The organism is Aureispira sp. CCB-QB1 (assembly GCF_000724545.1).
In the GTDB taxonomy this organism is placed as follows: domain Bacteria; phylum Bacteroidota; class Bacteroidia; order Chitinophagales; family Saprospiraceae; genus Aureispira.
In genome coordinates this window covers 58,514-82,494 of sequence record NZ_JHBV01000013.1, presented here as the reverse complement: position 1 = coordinate 82,494, position 23,981 = coordinate 58,514, and the positions used below count along the sequence as shown (strand labels likewise).

The following is a 23,981-nucleotide window of genomic DNA, read 5'->3' as shown; positions in this document are numbered from 1 at the left end:
AAGTTTTTCAAACTCTTCTACCTTTAGGCTCGTTAGAGACAAGAAATTTGTCGGATTCTTTTTTAAGTTATCATAGTTCATGCTTTTAATATACGAAAAATAATCCTGCCTTGCGTATGCGTACGCGCGGTCTGGCTTTATTCTTAATAATATCTATTATTTAAGGTTTGTATATTAATTTAATAGCTCCACTTCTACCTATATCTGATTTAATATTGACAATTCTTGGTGGTTTATTACTATTAGAATCAATAATTTCAATAGTTAAAGTATTAGGAGGTATAGAGCCTAAATTCCAAGCCTTTGTAAAAATGTAATTTTCAAAATTAGGGATTAGACTTAAATTTAATTGTTTAGGTTTTTGTGTAGATTTCCTTTTTAAATGATATCGCTCTAAAACCCATGCACCATTAAAATTAATTGAAACTATATCTCCATCTTCTTTCTCAGCATCATAAAAAAGAAGTTTTATATTGGGATTATCAACTACTACTATTTGTTGATATTCAATAGTATCTTCATTTACAAAAGTTGGGTGACTTGAACAAGGTTCATTATTAGATGAATTGCTTGTTAAACTTTGTGTAATTACATTAGAACTATTTTCCTTTTTAGGGTTAAGATTTTTTTTAGGTATTGTAATAGGGGGGCTAAAACCACATGGCTTTTTAGATGTCTTTTCGCTCTGATTATTATAGAGAGATGTTATTTCTCTTTGACTAAGAGCCCTGTCATAAATGACTAATTCATCCATTACGCCACAAAAATATTCAATAATTCCAGGCAAATCTCTCCCTATTTCCATAGCAAGTTGGTTAGGAGAAAATTCTGTTTTATATGCCCAGTTAACAATTTCTTTGTTATTTAAATAAACTCGACAGTAGTCACCATCATAAGTCACTGCATAATGATACCATTTATTAAATTCAATTTTGTGATCAAAATTCTCAGTAAAGTCCGTATTCATTGATACTGTATATCGTGTAGATTGCAACCGAAATTGAGGACTAGTACTTGTCTCATCTCTGATATTAGACTTACAACAAATTGTCATCCATTGTAAGTCTGAATACTCTGAACCGTCTAATGCCTTAAACCACAAAGCAATTGTATATTCAGACTGTGGGGAACTTAGAGACTTAGAGTGAGGAACATGAATATAACCATCAGAGCCATTAAACTTCATAGCTCCACAGTCATTGTTAAATCGATCTTTAGTTGGAAATACACCACCTGAGATAAGTCCATTATTATTATTTCCACTTGCATCTTTGGCATCAGCATTAAATAGGTAATGAGCAACTAGACCTTTTTTGCTTATTTGAGCACTCAAAAATGGAGGTATTAAAAATAGGAGCCAAAATACTAAGAGTAAACTATTTTTCATGATTCTCATTTTTAGATTTTGATGATTGATAGATAGAATCTCGAGGTATTCTATCATCATTACTTATGCTATCCCGTTTAGGAAAAACACCAATGATTGGGCCATATCTAGTACGAAAATTGTCAATATTATCTCCTCTCTCTCTTATGTACATTGAAGATATAGCTCCATCAAGATAGAGTGCATTTTTACATCCTTTATCTCTAAACATTTTAGCAAATGTGTACAGGTTAACAACTTCTTCTGAAATAATAAAAATTATCTTTTGACCATCAGTTACTCCCACTCCACTTCGAATATATTTATTGGGAGAATTTTTATTAAATTTTGGATGAAATTTGCCATCAATAATTAACATTGGTCCAGATTGAGTGGCCAGATGTAAAGGTGTTTCTTTATTATAAATTGAATCAAGGAAAATGTGCGATTCTAATACTCCAGCTTTTTGATCTTTTGTAATATAAAATACACCATTAGGTTGTAAGAAAAAATTCCCATGACCAGCAGTTAAATTTAATCTTTGTACTTGTATACTATCACTTTGAAATAACCCAACAGGAATTCCTTGAGGATGAAACATTCCTCCATTAGTCAACATTAAATAGTCATTAGGTAGAGAATCATAAATATATTTCAGGTGTTTATATTGTCCATCAATCAAAGTTACACTTGCAGTATCTAAATGAATTTCATACACTGAAATTTTAGCTTGATATTGGGTATTAGAGGCAAATATTTGTTCAAAGGGCTCCTTTAATACTATATCTTCAACCAACTTGTTATCATCCTGAATTGAATCTGCTTGAAAAACATTCACTAAAGAGTCTATTCTCACAACAAATGAATCAGGAATAGTTGAATCTACTAGTGAGTGAATAGAATGCTGTTTAGCTCTTTTAGTTAGATGTATTGTTTCTTTACAACTCAAAAAAACAAGTAAAAATACTAAGTATATAAAAAAAACAAAAATAGATATTTTAAAGTTATTGGGCTTCGTCATTATTCCATTATCTAAATTTAATTAATCTATAATTCCAATAATCACCCCAAAATCACCTCTATTTAAACTATTGTATTTTTTAATTTTAGGATAGTATAATTCAGAGACAAAACCATCAAGGTATAAAGCATTCCTGCATTTTAAATTGTCCTTAAAAAGAGATGCAATATCATGAAAACAAATCTTATCTTCTGATATTACAAAACAGACTTCACCGCTTGGCAAAATGCCTACAGCATTTCTTATATGAACATTTTTTGATTTAGGAGTAAAAGCTTTATGAAGTTCTTTATGATTAACCAGCAAAGGTCCAGATTGAGTCGCATATTTAATTCTATTGATTCTATCACCTCTAAATTCCTGTTGAAACTCTTTATTTGATTTTATATAAGCACTTCCATCCTTTGTAATATAAAAAACCCCGTTAGGGTGTAAATAGAAATTTGTCTTTATTGGTCTATAAGCAACTATTGAATCGAGTTCTTTTATAATTTTCCCTGTTTCAATGTACAAGCCTTGAGGCTCATTATTATGGTTAGGTAGATACATTCCACCATTCATAGCAAACAGTAGTTGTTTGTTCTTATTCTTCAAATGGGAAGCAAGGTTTGAAAAACTCTTAAATCTATTACTTTTATCTCCTAAGAAAAAACTTAATTTTTCTGGAGAGGTACTCAAAACAACATAATTTTTACCTCGCCATTTAATCATAGTATCTCTTAGAATAGATGATTCTTGATGCTCTAGCAGATAATACTTAGTACAACTAGGAATAGAAGCAAACCAATATATAATCCATAGAAAGAGTATAGATAATATTGTTTTTATCATTATGACTAATTATAATGATAACTCAATAAATTAACCGCACTACTAATACTTGTTGCCCCTTTTAAGTGCGAATCAATAGCATAATCACCTGTATTAACTTGTAATACATTATATGCACCAGTATCTAAATTCAATATTGCAGTGACATCCATATTTTGGTCCTTCAAATGATCCAATACATTTTTAGTTCCATCATACAAATAGACACCATTAGGTAAATTGAAAATAATATGATAAAGAGTTCCTGAGTTTGTAGTTGCCAAAGCAAGAAATCTTCTTTCTCTTTTTTGTTTTCTTCCTTGATAGTCAATTTTCAGTTCATTTTTATATGCTAAAAGCTGAGTTTGAAAAACGGTTGCTTTTTCTTTCTTTGCCCAATCCAAAAAATCATATTTAGCAGAGACATCTTTACGTATATTAACTTCCTTCCCTAAGCTTTTCAAAAAAAGATCCCCTTTTGTTAAATCCGAAACTACAATTCCACCTGTTGCATAAACAACAACTAAAGCGTCCATTCCCTCCTTAATGACAGTTCTATTCTTGACATATCCATTTTCCACATTAATACCGACAGGTAATGCTCCCGCCGTTTTGTTTAAATCATCGGAAAAAGCTCCACTACAGGTAAGAAAAACATCTTTTCCATTACTCCATTTTTTATGTTTCCCATAAACATCTCCTTCTGAGAAATATACAGCATTCATTTTTTTTGCCCCCCTACTTAACCAAATAGAGTGTCCTATTTCTGAATACCCTTCTTTTAAGGAATAGACTTTAACATTATCTCCTTTAAAGCTTTTTAAATAAGAACTTGAATAACCATTACCATAGTACTTATTATTTATCGTTGAAAAAGAAGAAAAAACAAAAATGGTACTAAAAATAAGAAATACAAATGTGTTTAGAGTAGTAGATTTTTTCATGACTTTTTTATTTTTTTTACTATATAATACATTACAAATAAGAGTATTAATATTCCAATAATACATAAGATAGGGTAATCAAACCATAAACGACTCCAAATGTAATTTAAATTCCCCTCTTTAAGATGATGTATTCCTTTTTCCATATTGCTTACAGGAACTGAAACCCCATATTGATGTGCTTTAAGTTTTTCGACAATATTCATTATCTCTTGATCAGATTTTTGTAAATCCCCTTCCTTAAATCCTTTATTTAGTTTTTCCGCTAATGTTCCCAAAATAATGTCACTAGCGATCTGAAATTCTCTACTATCATGTTTAATTAAGAATTCACCTAAATCTAGGTAATCAAGTAAATTAGTTTTATTGTTAATTTCGGTTGGATCAATTTCTATTTTACGTTCAGCTAGTTGAAGAAAAAATGCATCAATATTTCGATTGTGATCTATCAAAAGTTTTTCTATTTCTTCATAATTTGTCGTATTCGATAATGTCAATTTAAAGATTTCTTCAAATGAGATTTTATCTAAAAAATTTTCATTGGTCAAATCGTTGGATTCAATAAGATAACTCTTTAGGTAATTCCCTTTTGCAGAAACAACTACTCCAAATAACACAAAAAGAATTGTATAAAGTCTCATATGTGTCATCTTGTTATAAAATTTAAAAGGCTGTATCATTATTAAAAAACATATTTATTCTTACAACCCAATTCTATCTTATGCTAACAGGAATAATAAAGTCTATCCCAACTCCAAATTTCAAAGATGTGTCCCAAAACTCCATATCAAAATCCTGAGATAGAGGATAGTCTGAGCCAATAGATCCTGTAAATGCAATAAACCTTGAAATATACACTCTTAATTTTACATCCCACCCCCAAGCCATTGTACTAAACTCGGGACTTGATTGAACTGAAGAGTTATTAAGTAAAGCATTATGATTATTTATTTTCCCCCATGTATACCCAAAATAGGCAGATGGTTTTAAGCCAATTCTTAAAGGTAGAATTGTCAACTCAGGGCTAAATTGAAACCCTAAAATATGATAAATCATATTCTCTTGCATATTATAAGAATAATTTGCAGTTAAACCAACATTTCCCCCTACATCGAATCCATGCCATAAAAACTCAACTCCCCAAAAACCATTATGTCCCAAGACCTGATCATTAGGAACAGATATAAATGATCCTGCATCTCTTGCACTTTGATATAATTTAGGAGTTTCTTTGAAATTTAATTTAGGCAAGATTGAATATTTATACCCAAATACAAGACTAGTAGCATTTTTTAAAACAAATTGTTTTTGGAATAAATGGCGAGCTCCATTAGAACCAACACTTGAATTGCTTTTATTTAATTGTTGTTGTAAATAATTATTCTTATTCTTTAGCTCTTTTATTTTTCCTTCCAACTTTATTATTTGAACTTTAGGTGAATTAGAAGAAGAGGTATTAGAATTCTGTCGGTATCCTTGAATCTGTTGCTTTAATACCTGAATTTCCCTTTTTTGAGATTCAACTTTTTTTTGTAATTTTTCTATTTCAGCAGAACCTCCTCCCTGCATCGTTAGTCTTTGAATTTCTTTTTGCAAGTCTAAACTTTCATTTTCAAGCTTTTCTATGACTTCTTCAAGGACCTCCATCTCTTTTCTACAAGACATAATCTCTAATTCACAGTCATTTTTATTTACCGTCCCCCCAGATTGTATTACTTTGATTTGCTTGACTAATGCTCCAATTTCTTGCTCATAACTCTTTATTTGGCTTTCCAAAGAAGAATTTGCAGAAGAGTTATTAGAAGTATTATTTCGAGTAATTTCTTTCTCTAAATTTGTTATTTTTTGCTCATAACCTTCTATTTCATTTTCTAATTGTTCAATTGTTTGCCCAAAAGAAGAATTAGTAAAGAAAAAGAATAAAAGAAAAAGAATCATTAATATGTTTCTTGTAAAAAAAGGGGATAATTTCATTTATAAAAGCAATTAATACTAATTAAAGAAGTTCATTGAAAAATCAAGAATTGTACATATATTCAAGTTAACGAAAACTTTAGCATAAAATTTTAAATTATAGTACAATATCTAATAGAATGTAAAATTAAATCATTTTTTCTATTTCACCGAATATGTTCTAAAAAAGTAATATTATTATTGAGATAATGTTTCTTGTTTACAAGAAATTCTTTTTTTGAATAGACCCAAAACCGCACCTTTCAAAAAAAAAGAATAAACACTTGTATTTAAACAATATATACATTTACTTTATCCCCTATCTTTATAAACACCAACTATAATATTTCTTATAAGTCGTAGAAATTAACAGCAATTCTAACGATAAACAGAATTATATGATAAAATAAGATTTAAGTTCATTGAAAAAGGAACGTACATTTACTAAAAAGTAAACGATGTACGACAAATTAGTAGAAATAGTATCCAAAGAGTTTCACCAAGTTCCAGACCATCGAAAAGGGCATACAGAATATTTGCTACATGATTGTTTAATGGGAGCATTTGCTATGTTTGGTCTAAAAGATCCATCATTATTGAGTTTTATAGATAATGCCATTCATCGTAAGGACAATTTAGAACAAGTCTTTAAAATTAGTAAGCTTCCAACAGATAATGGGATGCGAAAAATTTTAGATGCTGTCCAACCATCTGTTTTTCAACCTACTTTTAAAACAATCTTTGAACATTTGGAAAGGCTCAAAATACTCGAAAGTAGAAGATACTTAGACCAACATTTGCTAGTAAGTGTTGATGCCACAGGTACATTTTCTTCCAATAAGATTGGTTGTTCTCAATGTTTAACAAAGAAAAGAAAAAATGGTACAATAGAACATCATCACCAATTGTTAGCAGCGAGTGTAGTTCATCCTAATTTCAAGACCGTTTTTCCTGTTTTTGGAGAAGCAATAACGCGGCAGGATGGTTCAAAAAAGAATGATTGTGAACGAAAGGCATGTAAACGATTATTTCCACATTTACGCAGCATACTGCCAAAAGAAAAGATCTTAATTCTTTTAGATGCTTTATATGCTGATGGTCCAACGATTAAAGCACTTCAAGCACAAGATATCCAAATGGATTACATCATAGTAATCAAGGAAGGATATGTTTTGGAACAAGTTAAGCAACTTAGAAAAAAGGATAGTTTGCATCAGTGTCAATACCAGAAAAATGAAAAGACTCTGTGTCGATACAGGTGGGCATCTAACCTCATTCTAAATGGCGCAAACCAAGATATTATCGTAAACTATTTAGAATACGAAGAATATGATTTAGAAAAATATAAAGTGGTTTATTCCAATAAGTGGATTACCAACCTAACTTTGACTAAATCAAATGTTTCATCTATTGCCACAGCTGGAAGAGCAGGTTGTAAAATTGAAAATGAGACATTTAACACCTTGAAGAATCAAGACTACAATTTGGAACATAATTATGGTCATGGAAAATTCTACTTGTCAACAGTATTTGCTTTGATTATGCTATTAGCATTTTTTGTTGACCAGATTACAAGGGCTGTTGATGAAAGTTTTGAACAAGCCTTAAAAGAAGCAAAAACATTGCGTGATTTAAGGCAGAAAGTTCGAGTACTCTTTGATTTTATTCCTACTATTTCAATGAACTTAATCTATCAAATAATCGCTAGAAAGGTCAATATTCGACCTCAATTAGAATAGCTATTTAATATTATTATTATTTAATATATTTTCTTACATCGTTAGAATTGCTGAGAAATTAATTAGACAAATAAGTAAGAATTAATAATAGTTTTTTTTCTATTTATCAACTCCCCAATAAAAGAATCCTTCTTCGATTGTTCGTAAGGTAATTTTAGGATCGTTGCAGTTGTCCTTCCATTTTTCTATCAACTCCCAATAGTCCAAATATTCACTAAGGTGACTTGGTTTTAAATAATTAGCTCGATGTGATCGGGCTAATAAAGGTAAAAGTCGAGGATTCCGTTTTTCAAAAAAAGCGAACCATCCCTTTACTACTCTACTATCTATAACTGGAATTTGTGTTGGAGCTATAAAATGAAGCGTTTTCGATGTGCCTACTAAGCTATTATTGATGATTGGAATTATATTTTTAACAGTACTTCCCTATCCTTCTTTTCTAGTGTTCCATTTTGTAATTGCAGGATCAAGTCCATTCTCAAATTATTTTCTACTAATCCAATATCTATTTTGGGAATGGTCGGCATCCAAGAATAAGCAAAAGCAATCATCTTGTAAAAATCTGATTTACTTTCTACTCGCTGGCTTGTAAAAATTTTATAGGATATATTGTACCATGCTTCTCGTTTGTTGATTTCTTGGGGTATTCCTTTCCTAAAAATTTTGTACAACTCCACATCTAAAAAGTCATTCATATTTTTTCTCATCAAGATATAAATATAATACATATACTAGATAAGCAACACTTCCTTTTTATCCCATTTTTGTACCTAAAAAACACAAAACTCCACGAAAAACTAACAATCAAGCACTAAAAATACACCGATTAAGTTCCTTAGAGCTACTAATTAGGATGGTGTTTTATGACGTTTCTTGCAGCTATGACTTTGTTGTAGCCGCTTTTTGTTGGATTATAGTAACACAAATTTACGATTTTTACGTTAATTTTGTGTCTCGTTTTTTTTGAACCATCGTATATTTATAGAGGTATGGTTTTGCACACAAGTTGCCGTTAACTATAACAAAGACACATTCTAACTATCAAACAAATAAAAATGAGATTATACATACTTTTATTTCTAATCACTCAAATTGCGCTGACATCATGCAACGGGCAAACTTCAAATAAGAAAAAAATCACTGACAAGTTTATCAATGGGGAATCAGTATCTAAACTTGGTAACAATATAATGGTCATTTATCAAGACAGTAAGAATGTTTATTGGTTTGGAAGTTGGGAAACAGGAGTTTATAAATACGATGGAAAAGAATTGACCAATTACACAACAAAGCACGGTTTGCCAAACAATAGAATTGATGAAATAAAAGAAGATGAATTTGGTAACATATACTTCACTAGTTGCCACCCAACTTCTACGGTAGTTAAATTTGATGGAAATAATTTTACGACATTATCACCAATACCTAGTAACGACTGGCAACTTCAACCCACAGATATATGGTTTAAACACGCTTATCGAAATGAGAAGGTATATCGATATGACGGAAGTGCCTTATACGAACTGGAATTGCCCAAACCACCTAATCTACCCAATCCTTTTGAAATTTACAGTATTTATAAAGACAGGAAAGGAAATATTTGGTTTGGTACCAATCCTGTCGGTGTATGCCGATACGATGGAAAATCGTTTGAATGGATTACAGAAGAAGACATAACAGAATTTCGCAATGAAGGTGCAAACGGAGTACGGTCCATTGCAGAAGACAAAAATGGTGACTTTTGGTTTAACACTGAATATCGATATGGTATTTATGATAGTACAACATTAAAAAGCAATCAATTTTACACAAGGTATCAAAGTATAGGTGGTTTAGATGGGAAGAAAGACAGCAATTTAGACGAGTATCTATCAACCGTAAAAGATAACAATAATAATTTGTGGTTTGTGACCTATCTTGATGGTGTATGGAAATATGATGGAACAAAAGTTACACATTATGCCATTCAAGACAAATCGAAACAGATTGCTTTATTCAAAATATACAAAGACAACAAAGGTGATCTTTGGCTTGGCTCTCACCAAAACGGAGCATATAAATTCAATGGAATAACATTTGAAAAATTCACAAAATAACCAATAAAAAAACTATAGTTAATAGACATGATCACGCATGAAATGGTATGTCTACAAAAACATCTTTTTCTGATTGACTTCGTCAAATGCTCTACTTCATAGCGTACAGCTATGAGTTTACACTTTTGTTTGTCCTTCAAAAAAACATTGATTTTTCAACTATATAACTCTATTCATGATCATGTCTAATAATGTTTATAATGTCCGTTAAAATGAAGTTAAAAATAAACTTTTTTTCAACAGACTCCTTGAAAAAAAACTAAACAAAACCCAATAATAATCCAAACCCAACAACAACCATTAGCACTCCAAAAATGCTGTTGAATATTGTTTTATTAATCATTAGTTTTTCTAAAAATTTATCAAACCCAAATCCAACACCAACTAATATGCCCCCCAAAGGAAGGCTATACCCAATGGCAAATACGAAGAGCGTCAACCAACTCCATACAATACTTCCTTGCAAAAAAGATGTTCCTAAAATGATAGGAAAAATAGGGCTACAACTAGCAGAACAAGCAGTAGCGAAACCTCCCAAGGCTAAACCAAAAAGAAATCCTTTATTAGCTAATGCATTAAGCTTTGTGCTTAACGAATCCCCTAACTTTAGTTTAAAAGGAAACATATCGAGGCTTATTAGCCCAAAACAAACGACTAATAAACCTGCAATTATCTTCCAGTACTCCCCCACCGTAGCACCTAACGACTGACTCACAAAGCCTGTTAATGCTCCAAGCAAAGATAAAGAGATAACATTACCCAAAAAAAAGGATACTCCTGTTTTGAAATGAGATTTATTATCCATCCTTTGAGCACCTGTACCTGCGTAGCCTGTTACTGCTGCAACTACTCCAATGTTACAGCATGAGCCGACCGCAGCAATAAGCCCTAAGAAAAAGACGGCAACAAAAAAAAGTGGTGAATTCAGTTGACTTTCAATAATCCCACCTGACCATTGTTGAATACTTTCTAACATCCTAATTGTTATTTTTTGTAGCACACTTTGCTTTTTGTGCAGGTGTACAAGATGATGATGGTTTACAGTTTTTAGAGGAAGCACAAGATACTGGAGGGGTTATTGCCGCCATATAAGCTTTATACAACTTCATGGAACTTGCAGATTCACTATTTACAATAGAAAGCGTTCCTAGTCTACCAAGTACAACAATTGAAGGAGTTGTTTCTACACCTATCGTTGCTATAAAACTATTGTAATACTTAAGGGAAGGAAATAGCTCAAAATATTCTGCTGAGCCATCTGTTTCATTCAGATCTTCTACAATAGCCAAAACTTTGGAAGACAACGCTTCGTTTGCTTCTTTTTTATCCCCTTTTATGAAAACATAAGCAACTTCTTTATCTGTTTTCATCCATTCAAAATCTTCGATTGATGGTGGCATAGCTCCCATATCATTAGCACTCGTAGCGGTTCTAAATGCGGACGAAATTGCAAAAACAAAAGCCAAACCTAAAACAAAGAAACCAATGCTTTTTTTTACCCTCACTTTTTTAGTTTCCGTAGAAGGGCAACAATTGGTAGTATTATTTTGATTGGGTGAACAACAATTTGAATTTTCCATATTATTTAAGATTAGTAGTTCGTTGATTACTCCATGAACAGCTCTTTTCTGCTACTAGTGCAAGCCTACTCAGCTATCACCTAGCTATCTTTGGTGCTACTGCGTAATAGTTCAGACTTAGCTGCATGATTCCGACGAACTAGTGTTAAGGTATAATGTTTTTACAGTTCCCTTATAGACGGGATTTAAATAAAAAGATGCAAAAAGGAGAGTTTAGATGCTATTGTTAACAACCACAGCAATTAGGAGATTTAATATTGGTATTTGTAGCACTTCCTACTCCATCTTTAATCGCTTTTTTTATTTGATAAAATGCTCTTTGAATTTTCGCTAATGGTGAAGCTATATTCATTCGCATAAATTGACTTCCATTACTACCAAACCAAGTCCCTGGGGTTAATGCTAATTTTGCAGAATGAATCATCAATTGATTCAACTCATCTGGTGCTAAATTCAAGGCACTAAAATCCAACCATATTTGGTAAGTGCCATCTGGACGTATGAGCTTTACTTCTGGAAGTTCATTTCTCAAATATCCTTCTACCCAATTCACTGTTTCTTCTATGTACGAAATTGTTTCCTCTAACCATTCTTCACCTTTGGTATAAGCTGCCAAAGTAGCATAAGAAGATAGAGCATTTCCATGATCAAGATACAAAGAGCCGATGGTGTTTTTTACTTGCTTGTATGTGACCATATCTGGCACATAGAGGTAGCCATTAGAGATACTTTGCATTCCGAACGTTTTAGAGGGAGCTCCTATTACTGCAATGTGTTGCGAATTATCAGCAAAGGAAGCTATGCTGTTAAAACTGGAATAGGAATAGATAATATCAGAGTGAATTTCATCACTGATGATTCTTACCTTGTATTTATTGGCTAAGGTAACCAATTGTTGCAACTCTCTTTTTTTCCAAGCACGACCAACAGGATTATGTGGATTACAAAGTAGTATGATTTTTACATCTAATCTTTTTAGTTTTTGCTCTAAGTCCTCAAAATCCATCTCGTAATGACCATTTCGTAACTGTAATGGATTTTCTACTACCGTTCGATTGGCTGATCGAATAACTTTGAAAAATTGATGATAAACAGGAGTTTGCACCAATACCCCTTCTCCCTCTTTAGACAACTCTCTAATCAGTAGACTTATTCCTGTCAAGACACTGGTAACCTCTATAAATGACTGACTTTCTAATTTTAAATTGTGGCGTTTCACATTCCAATTCACCAAAGCATCAAACACTTTGGTCGTGTTGAATTCATAAGCAAAGTTGCCTCTATTAACCAAACGTTGCAATTCTTGCGTGATCGGTTCAGCTACTTTGAAATCCATATCTGCAATCCATAAAGGCATCAAGTCCGTTCTACCAAACATAGATTTTAGATAATTGGGATTGCTTTTAGCAAAATTATTGCCGAGTGATTGAGGTTGGTTCTGAGTTGTTGGAGGGCAACAAGTTTCTTCTGAATTGGCTTTGGTAGAAGGTGTGCAGCAGTTTGAATTATTTGAATTTTCCATTTTTATCTTTTTCTTTAAATTTTACATTATAAGTAAGTAGGCATAAAAAATTATAGGTAAAAAATAGCCTTATTTTTAGTGCTAATTGATGAACGCAGTGACCACGTAGTAGCAACTGCGAGAGCTTGGTACAGTATACCAAAGGTATATCCAAACAGTGCGGTTTTACCTACGGTGCTACTGCGTGGTTTATAGAATTTTTCTGAACGATTACTTAAACACGTAAGTAATCGTTCAGAAAAAAGTACACTCTCATATATTTTTTTCTGACCAATTACTTAAGTTAGTAGGAAACCACGCCTTATTATCTATTATTTTTCAGCATAAACACCAATACTAATAATGGCATTGGTTCCTTTTTTAAATGCTTCCAACTCTTCTTTTGTAGCATATTGAAGTGCTATTTCATCAGGCAATTCAATTTCTCGCTCCTTCGTTACTTTAATGTTTTTAAAGCCTGCCCTTTTAATCGCCTCTAAATAATCCTCTTTTTGCATAGCACCAGCAATACAACCTGCATACATCTCTGAAGCCTCTAGTATGCCTTTGGGTAAATCTCCTCTCAACACAATATCCGACATACTAAAGTGCCCATTAGGTTTTAAAACCTTGTAAACCTCGGAGTACGCTTTGTATTTATCAGGTACTAAATTCAACACACAATTGCTAACAGCTACGTCAATCGAATTTTCCGCAATCGGCAAATCTTCAATTTCACCTAAAACAAATTCTACATTTTGATAACCCAGTTTTTCATTATTTTTATTGGCTTGGGCGATCATTGCTTCCGTCATATCAACTCCAATAACATACCCTTTTTCGCCTACCAAACTACGAGCAACAAAAACATCATTTCCTGCACCAGAACCAAGGTCAAGCACTGTATCTCCTTCTTTAATTTTAGCATCTTTAGTTGGAATTCCACAACCCAACGCATAGTCCGCCTCTTCGGTGTATCCTTCAATAGATTCATAACTTTCGCTAAGTGACCAGTTCTGATCAGAGGTACTACAAGTTGGACCACAGCCACAACCAACACCTGCCTTTAGGACTTCTGTATACGTTTTTTTAACTGCATCTTTAATTTCTTTTGACATGACATTTATTTTTTAAGTGATTAATATTACGTTCACCCTATAGACGCCCTATCAAAAAAAAGACGCAAAAAGTTAATCACAGTTTATTTTACAATTATTCGACTTACCTTCCTCGCAATTATTTTGTTTATAATACAATATATCTCCATAGACATCTGTGGTAATGGTACAGCATTGATATAAAGTTGATTTCAGCATTTCCCGACCTCGTTGTACACGTGACTTAGCACCTGAATACGATATGTTTAATCTCTTGGCAATTTCTTTTTGTGGGACTTTTTCAATATCAGCTAAAATTAAAGCTTCCTTATATTTGTCAGGCAGCGTATCAATTAAGGGATGTAGGCATTCTGCTAGCTCTGAGGTGAGCGTTTCCTTTTTAGTCTCTGGTATTTCAATTTCCTCCCAGCCATCGTGCTTTACTTTTCTAAAGTGTGAAATAATTTCATTTCTTGCTATTTGATAGATCCAAGAGACTAATTTATTATTATCCTTCAACGTATCAATTTTAGTAAAAACTTTCAAGAAGACATCTTGAACGATATCATTTGTTAAATCCTTGTCTTTTACTTTGCCCAAAACAAAATTTGTTAATCGGGCATTGATTTTATTCCAAGCAATAAGAGTATTCATATTTTGTTACATGTTTTGTAGGTTAAATAAATGCAAAAGAGTACCATGTTATAGACGAAAACATGAAAAAAAGACGCAAAAGACAGTATTAAGAACCTATATTTTACTTGCTATTGATCTATCTAAATACGAAAATACATTGCAATCCTAGCCAAAATCGCCAGTACAAAGTTTTCATTTGCAATTACCAATACAACGGTATTGCGCTAACTATTGGCAAAAATCGCTTTCTTATTTTTATCCCTATATTTTCTATAAGTATTTCATCAACTCTTGCCAAATAACCAATTATTTTAACCAAATAATCAATAGGCATTATAAATACATATTATTTATTTTAACTTGGTGTTTTCATTTTTTTTATTGCCATTTTCTTTGGCTACTTGATAAAAATAAATATTATGAAACCGTTATTTATAAGCTTACTGATATGGCTTGTTCAGTATTCGTTTGCAGCCCCAAAATCTAATCATGTGACGTTTATAGACTCACTTCCAATCTGTTCCAAGTCAAATAAGATCGTAAAAATAAATGCTAATTTATTTAGAGATAAACCACAAGAATTAGTCGATTTTGTGATTGACAAAACCGAATATCGATTTATCTCTTTTATTCATTTAAATAAAGACGATAAAACGGATATTGTAGCTTATACACCCAGCGCAACAGGAACCAGCAATGAACAGTTGTATACTTTCTTTATCAACTGTGATGATAATAATTATATACCTGTCCTTTCAGAGTATGGAAGAGAATATTACATAAAAAAAGAACGTACTAATACCCTTCATTATCACGATGTAGTGCTAGAGTCTTGGATTCCTATGAGTGATTCTACGGGTATTTGGGCAGATAAGTCTTTTCGGATTTATGCTTATAATAATACACATACCTTTAGAGCAATCCAAACGAATACTATTTTTGAGAACAAGGATATCTATGTTGAGGAGACATCCAATACGTATATGCAACCAACTTCCTCCCAAAGGGCTTTGATCAAACCTAGTTTCATAAAAATAAATGAACAATCAAATTCAATTGAAATTGAGCTAAAAAATCAGAAAAAATTAATCTTAGCATCCGTAAATCATAACGAAGTCGAAGAAGGCACTAGTCACTGTAAGTTCATTCAATACTATCCAAAAGTGAATTATGTTCTTTTTTTAAAAGAATATTGGGAAGATGAAGAATATCTTTTGATATCCTTAAAAGATGGAACAATTACAAAACTGCAAAGTCGACCTGTTTTTTCTAAAAATCAAGAGCAGTTTTGTCTTATCGAAAAGACTCAAACCTCAGGAAACAAACTTCTTTTGTATACTATCGAAAATGAAAAAATATCCTCCCCTTTTGTTATTGATATTAACACTATAACTAGTTCTTGGAAAAAAGACAAATCAATCCAATTCTTTATAGAAGATATCGCTTGGATTGAAACATTAGGGATTCGTTGCTTTCAAGCAATTAATAATAAAGATGATGTTATCATTTGGATAAAAAGAACATTCTAATCTTTTTAAACCATAAAATGTAAGGAAAATTCTAATAAAAAAAAGCCCTAACTAAAATTTAGTTAGAGCCTTTTTTATGCTTCTAAGTCACTTAAGACTATTCTATTCTTATTTTTTCAGTAAATGCATTGGTACCATTACTTACTCGTATTAAATAGACTCCTGATGGATAACGATCCGTAGCCAATCTCAATTCGTGATAATTGCTAGATTGTATTTCTTTGGTATAAGATTCTACAACTTGTCCTAAAGTTGTCAGTACTTCTATCTTGTAATTATCGTCTTTCTCTACTTGGATATAAACAGTATTGCTTCCTTGGTGCAATAGCGTTGGGAATAACTTCTGAACTAAAGTTTCCTCTACTCTTAAAGCTCGAATTTGAGTATAAGTCGATGTGCCATCAAAGTCTACTTGCTTCAAGCGGAAGTAGTGTACTCCTGAAACTAAGCGAGGTACTTCGTAAGTATAAAACTGTTGCATTGAAGTAGTTCCTGCACCATCTACATAACCTATTTGCTCAAATACAGGTGTTCCTGTCGTTGGTAATGCATGTTCTACTTCATAACCAGCATTATTCAATTCATTTTCGGTTGCCCAACTTAAGACACCAATGTTTTTGTCTTTCAATTTTGCATCGAAGTATAACAACTCTACTGGCAAATCGACAACCAATGCTTGATAATCCTCTACCTCTCCATTCGTTCTTCCTCCAGCAAAATCTCCTACTGCAAATGCATCATCGTCCGCTCTCAATCGAATATTCACGGTTTCGGTCCCATTGTATGTTCCAGGTACCGTTACTGCAATCGTTGTTGTTGTTGGGCTCGCTGTTGCTACGTTTCCTGTATAAAAATCGTCATACGCTCCATTGTTATCCCAATCAATCCATAGACCATAGAATACATTATCTGCAACCGTAGAATTAACAGTTATATCCAAGTTAAATACTTGATTAGCGACCACAGCAGTAGGAAATTCTCCAGGACCTGCACCAATTGTTATCCCATCATCAAAGTTATCTAATACTAAGCTTCCTGTTTCAAAATCTGTATTTGATCCCAACCAAACATCGGTACCACCGTCTAATACGTTATCTCCGTTACCATCTCTTATAGCTCTATGCCATGCCACACCATAAACTCCAGTTTCGCTATAATCCTTGTTCACATCCAAAATTGTAATATAAACAGTTGCTGTGTCACATACTTGAGGGCTTCCATTGTCACATACACTGTATACAAATTCATCGTTACCAACAAAATTAGGATCAGTTGGCGTGTAAGTGTATGTTCCATCTGGATTCAAGGTCAAACTACCATTGGTCGGACCTGTCACTAATGACACTCCACCGACTTGATTATCGCCCTCTACATCCGTATCATTTGCCAAAACATTATCATTTAAAGTTGCTCCTTTGTCTACAAACTCTTCGTCATCTATTGCATTGGTACTATTATACACCCTTGGCAAAACATTAATGGTTACCGTTGTTTGTTCGCAAGTAATTGGTGTCCCATCATCACAAGCCGTGTAAATATATTCTATCACACCTATGAATCCAGCAACAGGATCAAAAGTATAGGTACCGTTGGCATTTTGAGTCAAGGTTCCTGCATTTACAACTGGGTTCCCTTTTTGATCAACGCCACCAATTGTTGTTGGCGTACTTAGAGCTACTGTTGCATCTACGGTTCCATCACCATCTGTATCTGTTTGAATGTTTCCTGTTACCAAAATATTATCACCATCTGGGTCATTGTCATTTGCTAACACTTGACCATTTACCACTACATCATCGTATGTTGTATTGACATCTGGTGCTAAAGCCAATTCTCCATTGTCTGTCGTTGGAGCAGGTTCTACATCGATGGTTACAGCTGCTTCACCACAAATTTGAGGAGTAGCATTATCACATGCTTGATAATGATAAGTTACTTCTCCAACAAAGCCTGTTGTTGGGACAAAAGTATACGTACCATCGGCATTTTGAGTCAAGGTTCCTGCGTTTGCAGTTGGAGTACCATCTTCATTCACACCACCAACCGTTACTCCTGTTCCTAAACCAGCACCTGTTTCAGGGATGCCATCTCCATCTGTATCGATTTCAATGTTTCCAGTCACTCCTTGCACATTTCCTTCTTGATCATAATCATTCGTCAAGACATTACCTGTAACCGTTACATTTAATGGTGTCGAATTAACATCGTTAACAACATAAGTTGTATTGCCCTCTCTCCAATCACGCTCAACTGTAATCTCATTTTTAGCATCTGGATGAGCATTCGGATTCAATCCTGTATTAGTTGCATTGGTACTTGCTGTATTGTTATCATAACCATCCAACAAACCATCACCATCCGCGTCAGTTGTACCACCTGATAAGCCTGTATTGGCATTTGGACTATCGGCACCATTTACAACACCATCACCATTTGTATCATGCCCTTCAATAGCATCCGCGATACCATCGTTGTCGGTATCCAAATCTAGATAATCTGGATTATCTGCTGCGCCATCTTGATTATTTGGTATAATACCTGAATCCGATCCACCAAAATTAGCATCGTCATTATCATAAGCATCGTCTATTCCATCTCCATCCGCATCGTTATTATCGGGTGCGATGTAAGCACTAGTTGCTTGTCCTTCTGTATTATCAACAATACCATCGTTGTCTGCATCTATATCCAAGAAGTTATAATTGTTATCACCATCTTGGTTGTCATTTGGATAGCTATTCGGTGCACCGTCACCATCCGTATCAGCTCCTGTTCGAGTAGTCGCATTGGCACTATTCGCTCCGTTTGTATCTGTTCCTGCTGCCAATGCATTCGTTGGATCGCCATCAACTACATCATTAAAGCCATCTCCATCCGCATCCACATAAGCATCTTCTTGACCATCTCTATTCGCATCCGTTCCGCCTGCTTCTTCGATATCCAAAATACCATCGTTGTCGGCATCCAAATCCAAATGATTGTATACATTATCACCATCCAAATCACCGTTAGGCATACTGTTTGGTTTCCCATCACCATTGGTATCTGCCCCTGTTAATAACAAGGCATCTGATGTATTCGCTCCATTCGTATCCGTTCCTGCCGCTAAAGCATTTGTTGGATCGCCATCTACTACATCGTTAAAACCATCTCCATCCGCATCAGCATAATTATCTGCACGTCCATCGCCATTTGCATCCGTTCCACCTACTTCCACTACATCTGGAATCCCGTCGTTATCTGCATCTAAATCTAATTGATCCAAAACACCATCTCCATCCGTATCACCTTCTGGATAGCTATTTGGCGCACCATCACCATTGATATCTTCACCTGTCAACTGCAAGGCATCCGATGTATTCGCTCCATTCGTATCTGTTCCTGCTGCCAACGCATTGGTTGGGTCACCATCTACTACATCGTTAAAACCATCTCCATCCCCATCAGCATAATTATCCGCACGTCCATCGCCATTTACATCCGTTCCTCCTGCTTCCACTACATCTGGAATGCCATCGTTATCTGCATCTAAGTCTAAGTAATCTAGAACACCATCTCTATCCGCATCCCCTTCTGGATAACTATTTGGCGCACCATCGCCATTCGTGTCTGTTCCCGTCAATTGCAAGGCATCCGATGTATTCGCTCCATTCGTATCTGTTCCTACTGCTAAAGCATTTGTTGGGTCGCCATCTACCACATCGTTAAAACCATCGCCATCCGCATCAGCATAATTATCCGCACGTCCATCGCCATTTACATCCGTTCCTCCTGCTTCTACTACATCTGGAATGCCATCGTTATCTGCATCTAAATCTAATTGATCTAAAACACCATCGCCATCTGTATCGCCTTCTGGATAGCTATTCGGCGCACCATCGCCATTCGTATCTGTTCCTGTCAATTGCAAGGCATCCGATGTATTCGCCCCATTCGTATCTGTTCCTGCTGCCAATGCATTCGTTGGGTCGCCATCTACCACATCGTTAAAACCATCTCCATCCGCATCAGCATAATTATCCGCACGTCCATCGCCATTTGCATCCGTTCCTCCTGCTTCTACTACATCTGGAATGCCATCGTTATCTGCGTCTAAATCTAATTGATCTAACACTCCATCACCGTCTATGTCTCCTTCTGGATAGCTATTCGGCGCACCATCGCCATTCGTATCTGTTCCTGTCAATTGTAAGGCATCCGATGTATTCGCTCCATTCGTATCTGTTCCTGCCGCTAAAGCATTTGTTGGATCGCCATCTACTACATCGTTAAAACCATCGCCATCCGCATCAGCATAATTATCCGCACGTCCATCGCCATTTACATCCGTTCCACCTACTTCCACTACATCTGGAATGCCATCGTTATCTGCGTCTAAGTCTAGATAATCTAAAACACCATCTCCATCCGTATCACCTTCTGGATAGCTATTCGGAGCACCGTCACCATTGGTATCTGCACCTGTTACTATCAGTGCATCTGATGTATTCGCTCCATTCGTATCTGTTCCTGCTGCCAATGCATTCGTTGGGTCACCATCTACTACATCGTTAAAACCATCTCCATCCGCATCAGCATAATTATCCGCACGTCCATCGCCATTTACATCCGTTCCTCCTGCTTCCACTACATCTGGAATGCCATCGTTATCTGCATCTAAGTCTAGATAATCTAAAATGCCATCACCATCTGTATCATTCGCTGGATAACTATCAGGAAGACCGTCATTATTACCATCGGCACCTGTTAGTACCAATGCATTAGATGTATTTTCTGCTGTACCATTATTCCCTACATCACCATCTACTACATCGTTAAAACCATCGTTATCTTCGTCTGTGTAATTATCGGCACGTCCATCGCCATTCGCATCTGTTCCACCTGCCTCTACGATATCTGGAATGCCATCATTATCCGCATCTAAATCTAAGAAGTTAGGAATGCCATCACCATCTGTATCGAAAATAGGTAGCGGATTTGCGTCATAAATATCCGCTAATCCATTTGGGATAGCTCCTACAGTGTAGGTAAACCCTCGGCATTCTGGTGTTGTAATCGTATAAGCTACATTATTTCTTCCTGTAATCGTATAGGCTGTTGTACCATTTTGGTTTAGCCCCATTGTATTTGTTCCTGTAGAAGGATTAAAATTAGTTGTTACAATTCTTATTTCATTTGTTCCTTCGTGTAGTTGCAATTGTGTTGTTGTTGTTCCTGTTCCAGAGAAGAAAGGCACATTTACATATTCTAGAATAAAAATACGATTGGGTGCAGTTCCATTTGTACCATGACGTACAATCCCCCCATTATGAGAAGCAATATCAGTCCAGTTCATGGCAATAGTATTGGTATATGCAGCATTGGGAAAAGTAACATTATTAAAGGTATTTCCTGGAGCTATTGCATCAAAGCTAACCCAGCCATTAAGATTGACTGTTAGATTGCCATTAAAAGTATTCCCAAAAAAGTCAAAAGGAAAAGGAAGGGGTATTGTTGAAGTACCATCATCTGCGCCTGGTATTGTCGTTGGACTTGTGATCGTTAGAGGGGTAGCACTACAACTATTTTCTGAATATCCTCCTGGAATTCTTTGATCAACAACATTATCAATAACTCCATCTCCATCAGTATCAACACCGCCAGCTTCTATAATATCTGCTATACCATCATTATCCGCATCTAAATCCAAATGGTTGGGCACGCCATCACCATCGGTGTCCATTGAGGCACACACACCATTAGCATTCAAAACACAATAATCAGGATCTCTGTAATTAATAATACCATCGCCGTCATCATCTAATCCAGGATCTGTTCCACCTACACAAGTAAAATCAGTTGCTCCCAAACCACAAATTTCTACAACATCTGGAATACCATCGTTATCATCATCAATATCACAACTGGCACTTAAACCATCGTTGTCTCTATCATCTATTTCTTGTAAAACTAAACTAGTAATTACTCTTCCTGAGGCTCCAGCAAGAGCACCATTAGGCGTACCAGCGTTAGGAGCTTGTAACATACGACCTTCTCTTCCTCCATTATTAACCACCACTACATTGGCAGGCAAGGTTGGTAAGTTATGCCACAAAATACCACCACCGCCACCGCCACCAGGACCGTGTGCATCATCTCCACGATAATCAATATCTTGACCATCTCCACCATGAACATCTACTGTTAAAGCAGATGCTCCAATTGTTTGCAAATCCAAACAAACACTTCCTCCAGCGCCACCACCAGAACCACCGTCAATTGCCCCATTGGCACTAACAGGAACCGTTCCTCCGATTGCTCTAATCGTAAAACCGTTACCATTTAAATGACTAGCACGAATAATTACAATTCCTCCTCCTTCTGTATTATTAGAAGCGAAACCATTATTAGAATCTCCTGATCCTCCTGTTCCACCTAAAAACAAACGGTTAAAAGAAGGTCCTATAGGCATGGCGTGTCCACCAACACCTCCTGTTGCAAATTGGTTAGGTCCAGCAGCTAAGGTATTTCCACAGCCTTGCCACTGCTCTCCACCACGACCACCAGCACCGCCATTTCCACCACCACCGCCACCGGCATTGTGGATATTGGCACCTCCTCCAGCATTAGCCCATGCCCCTCGACCTCTTGCAAAATTGGCATTTGTAATAGCAATTCCTTCTCCTTTGTCTGCCCCATCAGGGCTAGTATTGTTAAAAGAATAGTCTGTTGCCAAACAGTTGGATGCTGAACTAGGTGTTGTGATCCCTCTAAAACCAAGTTGAGAAGCATCAATATCTGCTGCCAAATCAACCGTATTGGTCGCATATACTGCAATCACTCCTCCAGTAGTACCATTCCATGCTTGACCAGTTAAGTTTCCATTGATGGTGACATTATCATAACTAGGTACTCTAACTAACTGAACCAACCCTGCAGGATCGTAAGTATTGTTAAAACTACCTGTTACAATTGTATTGGCACCTACATTCACATCAATAATTGTAAAAAACTCGTACAACCCCGCACTGTTGTAATTGGTAATAGAGCCAAATGCAGCCGTATTGGTTAAATCTACATCTGCTCCTTTCATTTGAATAATAAGTGCTTTGTCTCCTGGTGAAAATAACGAAGCATCTCCTACTGTGATAGAGCTTTCACAAGGTGCTACGTTGACACTTGTTACATTGGTATAGCTATTTACTACACCTGAAATTGTCGTTTGACTGTCCGCTTTAAAAGGAAGATGGGACGAAATCAATACCACTAGTAATAATCGGATAAAGGTTATCTGATAAGCGTGTATTTTTCTCTTCATAATTACGTGCATTCAATTTTATAAAATAATTAATATTATTAAATTTAAATTATGTGCGGTTTGACATTTTCATGCCTTAATTTTTTTGCAATAGATAAATTTGGATTGCAATTTGGAAGAGTTTTACATTAAAAGGAATATTGGGAATATTACGATTTAACCATAGAAGATTTTAATATAGTTAGAATGTTCGAGGGAAGGCATTGTATATCTTACAAAGATATTACTATTTTAATGTTCTACATATTGTAATCGAGTTGCAATATACATTTTTTTATGACAAATACAAGGGCACATTCTTGCCATTGTGATTTATTTTTTTGCCATTTTGGATTAATACTTATCCGCATTCTTACTATTTAGTTGTGTCTAGTCTTTAACTTTTGATAATCAAGCTTATCTCTTCACAAAC

16 protein-coding genes are annotated in these 23,981 nt (G+C 34.9%); 3 read left to right on the top strand and 13 right to left on the bottom strand.

Going from position 1 to position 23,981, the window contains the following annotated elements:
- Nucleotides 1-160: 160 nt before the first annotated feature.
- The 6 genes from CG11_RS05080 to CG11_RS05055 all read right to left on the bottom strand — a co-directional run bounded on the left by CG11_RS05080 (nt 161) and on the right by CG11_RS05055 (nt 6,115).
- Nucleotides 161-1,387, bottom strand: coding sequence for a LamG domain-containing protein (locus CG11_RS05080; RefSeq protein WP_052593796.1), 1,227 nt, complete (start codon nt 1,385-1,387; stop codon nt 161-163).
- Nucleotides 1,377-2,387, bottom strand: a complete 1,011-nt coding sequence (locus CG11_RS05075; RefSeq protein WP_052593794.1) for a phosphodiester glycosidase family protein — start codon at nt 2,385-2,387, stop codon at nt 1,377-1,379. The genes CG11_RS05080 and CG11_RS05075 overlap by 11 nt, the downstream gene beginning before the upstream one ends.
- Before the next feature lie 21 nt (nt 2,388-2,408).
- Nucleotides 2,409-3,218 (bottom strand): phosphodiester glycosidase family protein, encoded by an 810-nt coding sequence (locus CG11_RS05070; RefSeq protein ID WP_052593792.1) that lies wholly within the window; start codon nt 3,216-3,218, stop codon nt 2,409-2,411.
- Nucleotides 3,219-3,223: 5 nt separating this feature from the next.
- Nucleotides 3,224-4,141: a hypothetical protein gene (locus CG11_RS05065; RefSeq protein WP_052593790.1), complete on the bottom strand. Its 918-nt coding sequence runs from the start codon at nt 4,139-4,141 to the stop codon at nt 3,224-3,226.
- Nucleotides 4,138-4,782, bottom strand: a complete 645-nt coding sequence (locus CG11_RS05060; RefSeq protein ID WP_156039665.1) for a hypothetical protein — start codon at nt 4,780-4,782, stop codon at nt 4,138-4,140. Before CG11_RS05060 ends, CG11_RS05065 begins: the two co-directional genes overlap by 4 nt.
- Nucleotides 4,783-4,855: 73 nt before the next feature.
- Entirely contained in the window at nt 4,856-6,115 is a 1,260-nt protein-coding gene (locus CG11_RS05055) for a hypothetical protein (protein ID WP_156039664.1), read from the bottom strand.
- 437 nt (nt 6,116-6,552) lie between these two features.
- Here CG11_RS05055 and CG11_RS05050 point away from each other — a divergent pair, with 437 nt between their 5' ends.
- Nucleotides 6,553-7,833: a hypothetical protein gene (locus tag CG11_RS05050; protein WP_052593785.1), complete on the top strand. Its 1,281-nt coding sequence runs from the start codon at nt 6,553-6,555 to the stop codon at nt 7,831-7,833.
- A 404-nt stretch (nt 7,834-8,237) separates the two neighbouring features.
- On the opposite strand, the gene CG11_RS05045 is transcribed toward CG11_RS05050, so the two are convergent.
- Nucleotides 8,238-8,528 carry a hypothetical protein gene (locus tag CG11_RS05045; protein ID WP_156039663.1) on the bottom strand — a complete coding sequence of 97 codons (291 nt, stop codon included), beginning with the start codon at nt 8,526-8,528 and terminating at the stop codon, nt 8,238-8,240.
- A gap of 360 nt (nt 8,529-8,888) precedes the next feature.
- Here CG11_RS05045 and CG11_RS05040 point away from each other — a divergent pair, with 360 nt between their 5' ends.
- Complete coding sequence (locus CG11_RS05040) at nt 8,889-9,929, top strand: two-component regulator propeller domain-containing protein (protein ID WP_081909465.1); 1,041 nt, start codon at nt 8,889-8,891, stop codon at nt 9,927-9,929.
- 259 nt (nt 9,930-10,188) lie between these two features.
- Here the strand turns inward: CG11_RS05040 and CG11_RS05035 are convergent, their stop codons facing one another.
- The 5 genes from CG11_RS05035 to sigZ form a co-directional block, all read right to left on the bottom strand.
- Nucleotides 10,189-10,905 (bottom strand): cytochrome c biogenesis CcdA family protein, encoded by a 717-nt coding sequence (locus CG11_RS05035; RefSeq protein ID WP_052593779.1) that lies wholly within the window; start codon nt 10,903-10,905, stop codon nt 10,189-10,191.
- A gap of 1 nt (nt 10,906) precedes the next feature.
- Complete coding sequence (locus tag CG11_RS05030; RefSeq protein ID WP_052593778.1) at nt 10,907-11,509, bottom strand: hypothetical protein; 603 nt, start codon at nt 11,507-11,509, stop codon at nt 10,907-10,909.
- Nucleotides 11,510-11,735: 226 nt separating this feature from the next.
- Nucleotides 11,736-13,031 (bottom strand): MalY/PatB family protein, encoded by a 1,296-nt coding sequence (locus tag CG11_RS05025; RefSeq protein WP_081909464.1) that lies wholly within the window; start codon nt 13,029-13,031, stop codon nt 11,736-11,738.
- 311 nt (nt 13,032-13,342) lie between these two features.
- The gene (gene arsM / locus CG11_RS05020; RefSeq protein WP_052593776.1) at nt 13,343-14,128 is read right to left on the bottom strand and encodes an arsenite methyltransferase; all 786 of its coding nucleotides are present in this window, start codon (nt 14,126-14,128) and stop codon (nt 13,343-13,345) included.
- Between the two features lie 72 nt (nt 14,129-14,200).
- A complete protein-coding gene (sigZ, locus tag CG11_RS05015; protein WP_052593774.1) occupies nt 14,201-14,761 on the bottom strand; it encodes an RNA polymerase sigma factor SigZ in 561 nt (186 codons plus the stop codon).
- Between the two features lie 401 nt (nt 14,762-15,162).
- Here sigZ and CG11_RS05010 point away from each other — a divergent pair, with 401 nt between their 5' ends.
- Nucleotides 15,163-16,272: a hypothetical protein gene (locus tag CG11_RS05010; RefSeq protein ID WP_052593772.1), complete on the top strand. Its 1,110-nt coding sequence runs from the start codon at nt 15,163-15,165 to the stop codon at nt 16,270-16,272.
- A gap of 97 nt (nt 16,273-16,369) precedes the next feature.
- Here CG11_RS05010 and CG11_RS05005 read toward each other — a convergent pair whose 3' ends face one another.
- A complete protein-coding gene (locus CG11_RS05005) occupies nt 16,370-23,569 on the bottom strand; it encodes an Ig-like domain-containing protein (RefSeq protein WP_052593770.1) in 7,200 nt (2,399 codons plus the stop codon).
- Nucleotides 23,570-23,981 lie beyond the last annotated feature (412 nt).

Coding starts and splice junctions, on each gene's coding strand:
- CG11_RS05055 (WP_156039664.1), bottom strand. CDS start 6,115: ATGAAATTATCCCCTTTTTTTACAAGAAACATATTAATGATTCTTTTT.
- CG11_RS05035 (WP_052593779.1), bottom strand. CDS start 10,905: ATGTTAGAAAGTATTCAACAATGGTCAGGTGGGATTATTGAAAGTCAA.
- sigZ (WP_052593774.1), bottom strand. CDS start 14,761: ATGAATACTCTTATTGCTTGGAATAAAATCAATGCCCGATTAACAAAT.
- CG11_RS05025 (WP_081909464.1), bottom strand. CDS start 13,031: ATGGAAAATTCAAATAATTCAAACTGCTGCACACCTTCTACCAAAGCC.
- CG11_RS05070 (WP_052593792.1), bottom strand. CDS start 3,218: ATGATAAAAACAATATTATCTATACTCTTTCTATGGATTATATATTGG.
- CG11_RS05045 (WP_156039663.1), bottom strand. CDS start 8,528: ATGAATGACTTTTTAGATGTGGAGTTGTACAAAATTTTTAGGAAAGGA.
- CG11_RS05050 (WP_052593785.1), top strand. CDS start 6,553: ATGTACGACAAATTAGTAGAAATAGTATCCAAAGAGTTTCACCAAGTT.
- CG11_RS05005 (WP_052593770.1), bottom strand. CDS start 23,569: ATGAAGAGAAAAATACACGCTTATCAGATAACCTTTATCCGATTATTA.
- CG11_RS05010 (WP_052593772.1), top strand. CDS start 15,163: ATGAAACCGTTATTTATAAGCTTACTGATATGGCTTGTTCAGTATTCG.
- CG11_RS05030 (WP_052593778.1), bottom strand. CDS start 11,509: ATGGAAAATTCAAATTGTTGTTCACCCAATCAAAATAATACTACCAAT.
- arsM (WP_052593776.1), bottom strand. CDS start 14,128: ATGTCAAAAGAAATTAAAGATGCAGTTAAAAAAACGTATACAGAAGTC.
- CG11_RS05080 (WP_052593796.1), bottom strand. CDS start 1,387: ATGAAAAATAGTTTACTCTTAGTATTTTGGCTCCTATTTTTAATACCT.
- CG11_RS05075 (WP_052593794.1), bottom strand. CDS start 2,387: ATGACGAAGCCCAATAACTTTAAAATATCTATTTTTGTTTTTTTTATA.
- CG11_RS05065 (WP_052593790.1), bottom strand. CDS start 4,141: ATGAAAAAATCTACTACTCTAAACACATTTGTATTTCTTATTTTTAGT.
- CG11_RS05060 (WP_156039665.1), bottom strand. CDS start 4,782: ATGAGACTTTATACAATTCTTTTTGTGTTATTTGGAGTAGTTGTTTCT.
- CG11_RS05040 (WP_081909465.1), top strand. CDS start 8,889: ATGAGATTATACATACTTTTATTTCTAATCACTCAAATTGCGCTGACA.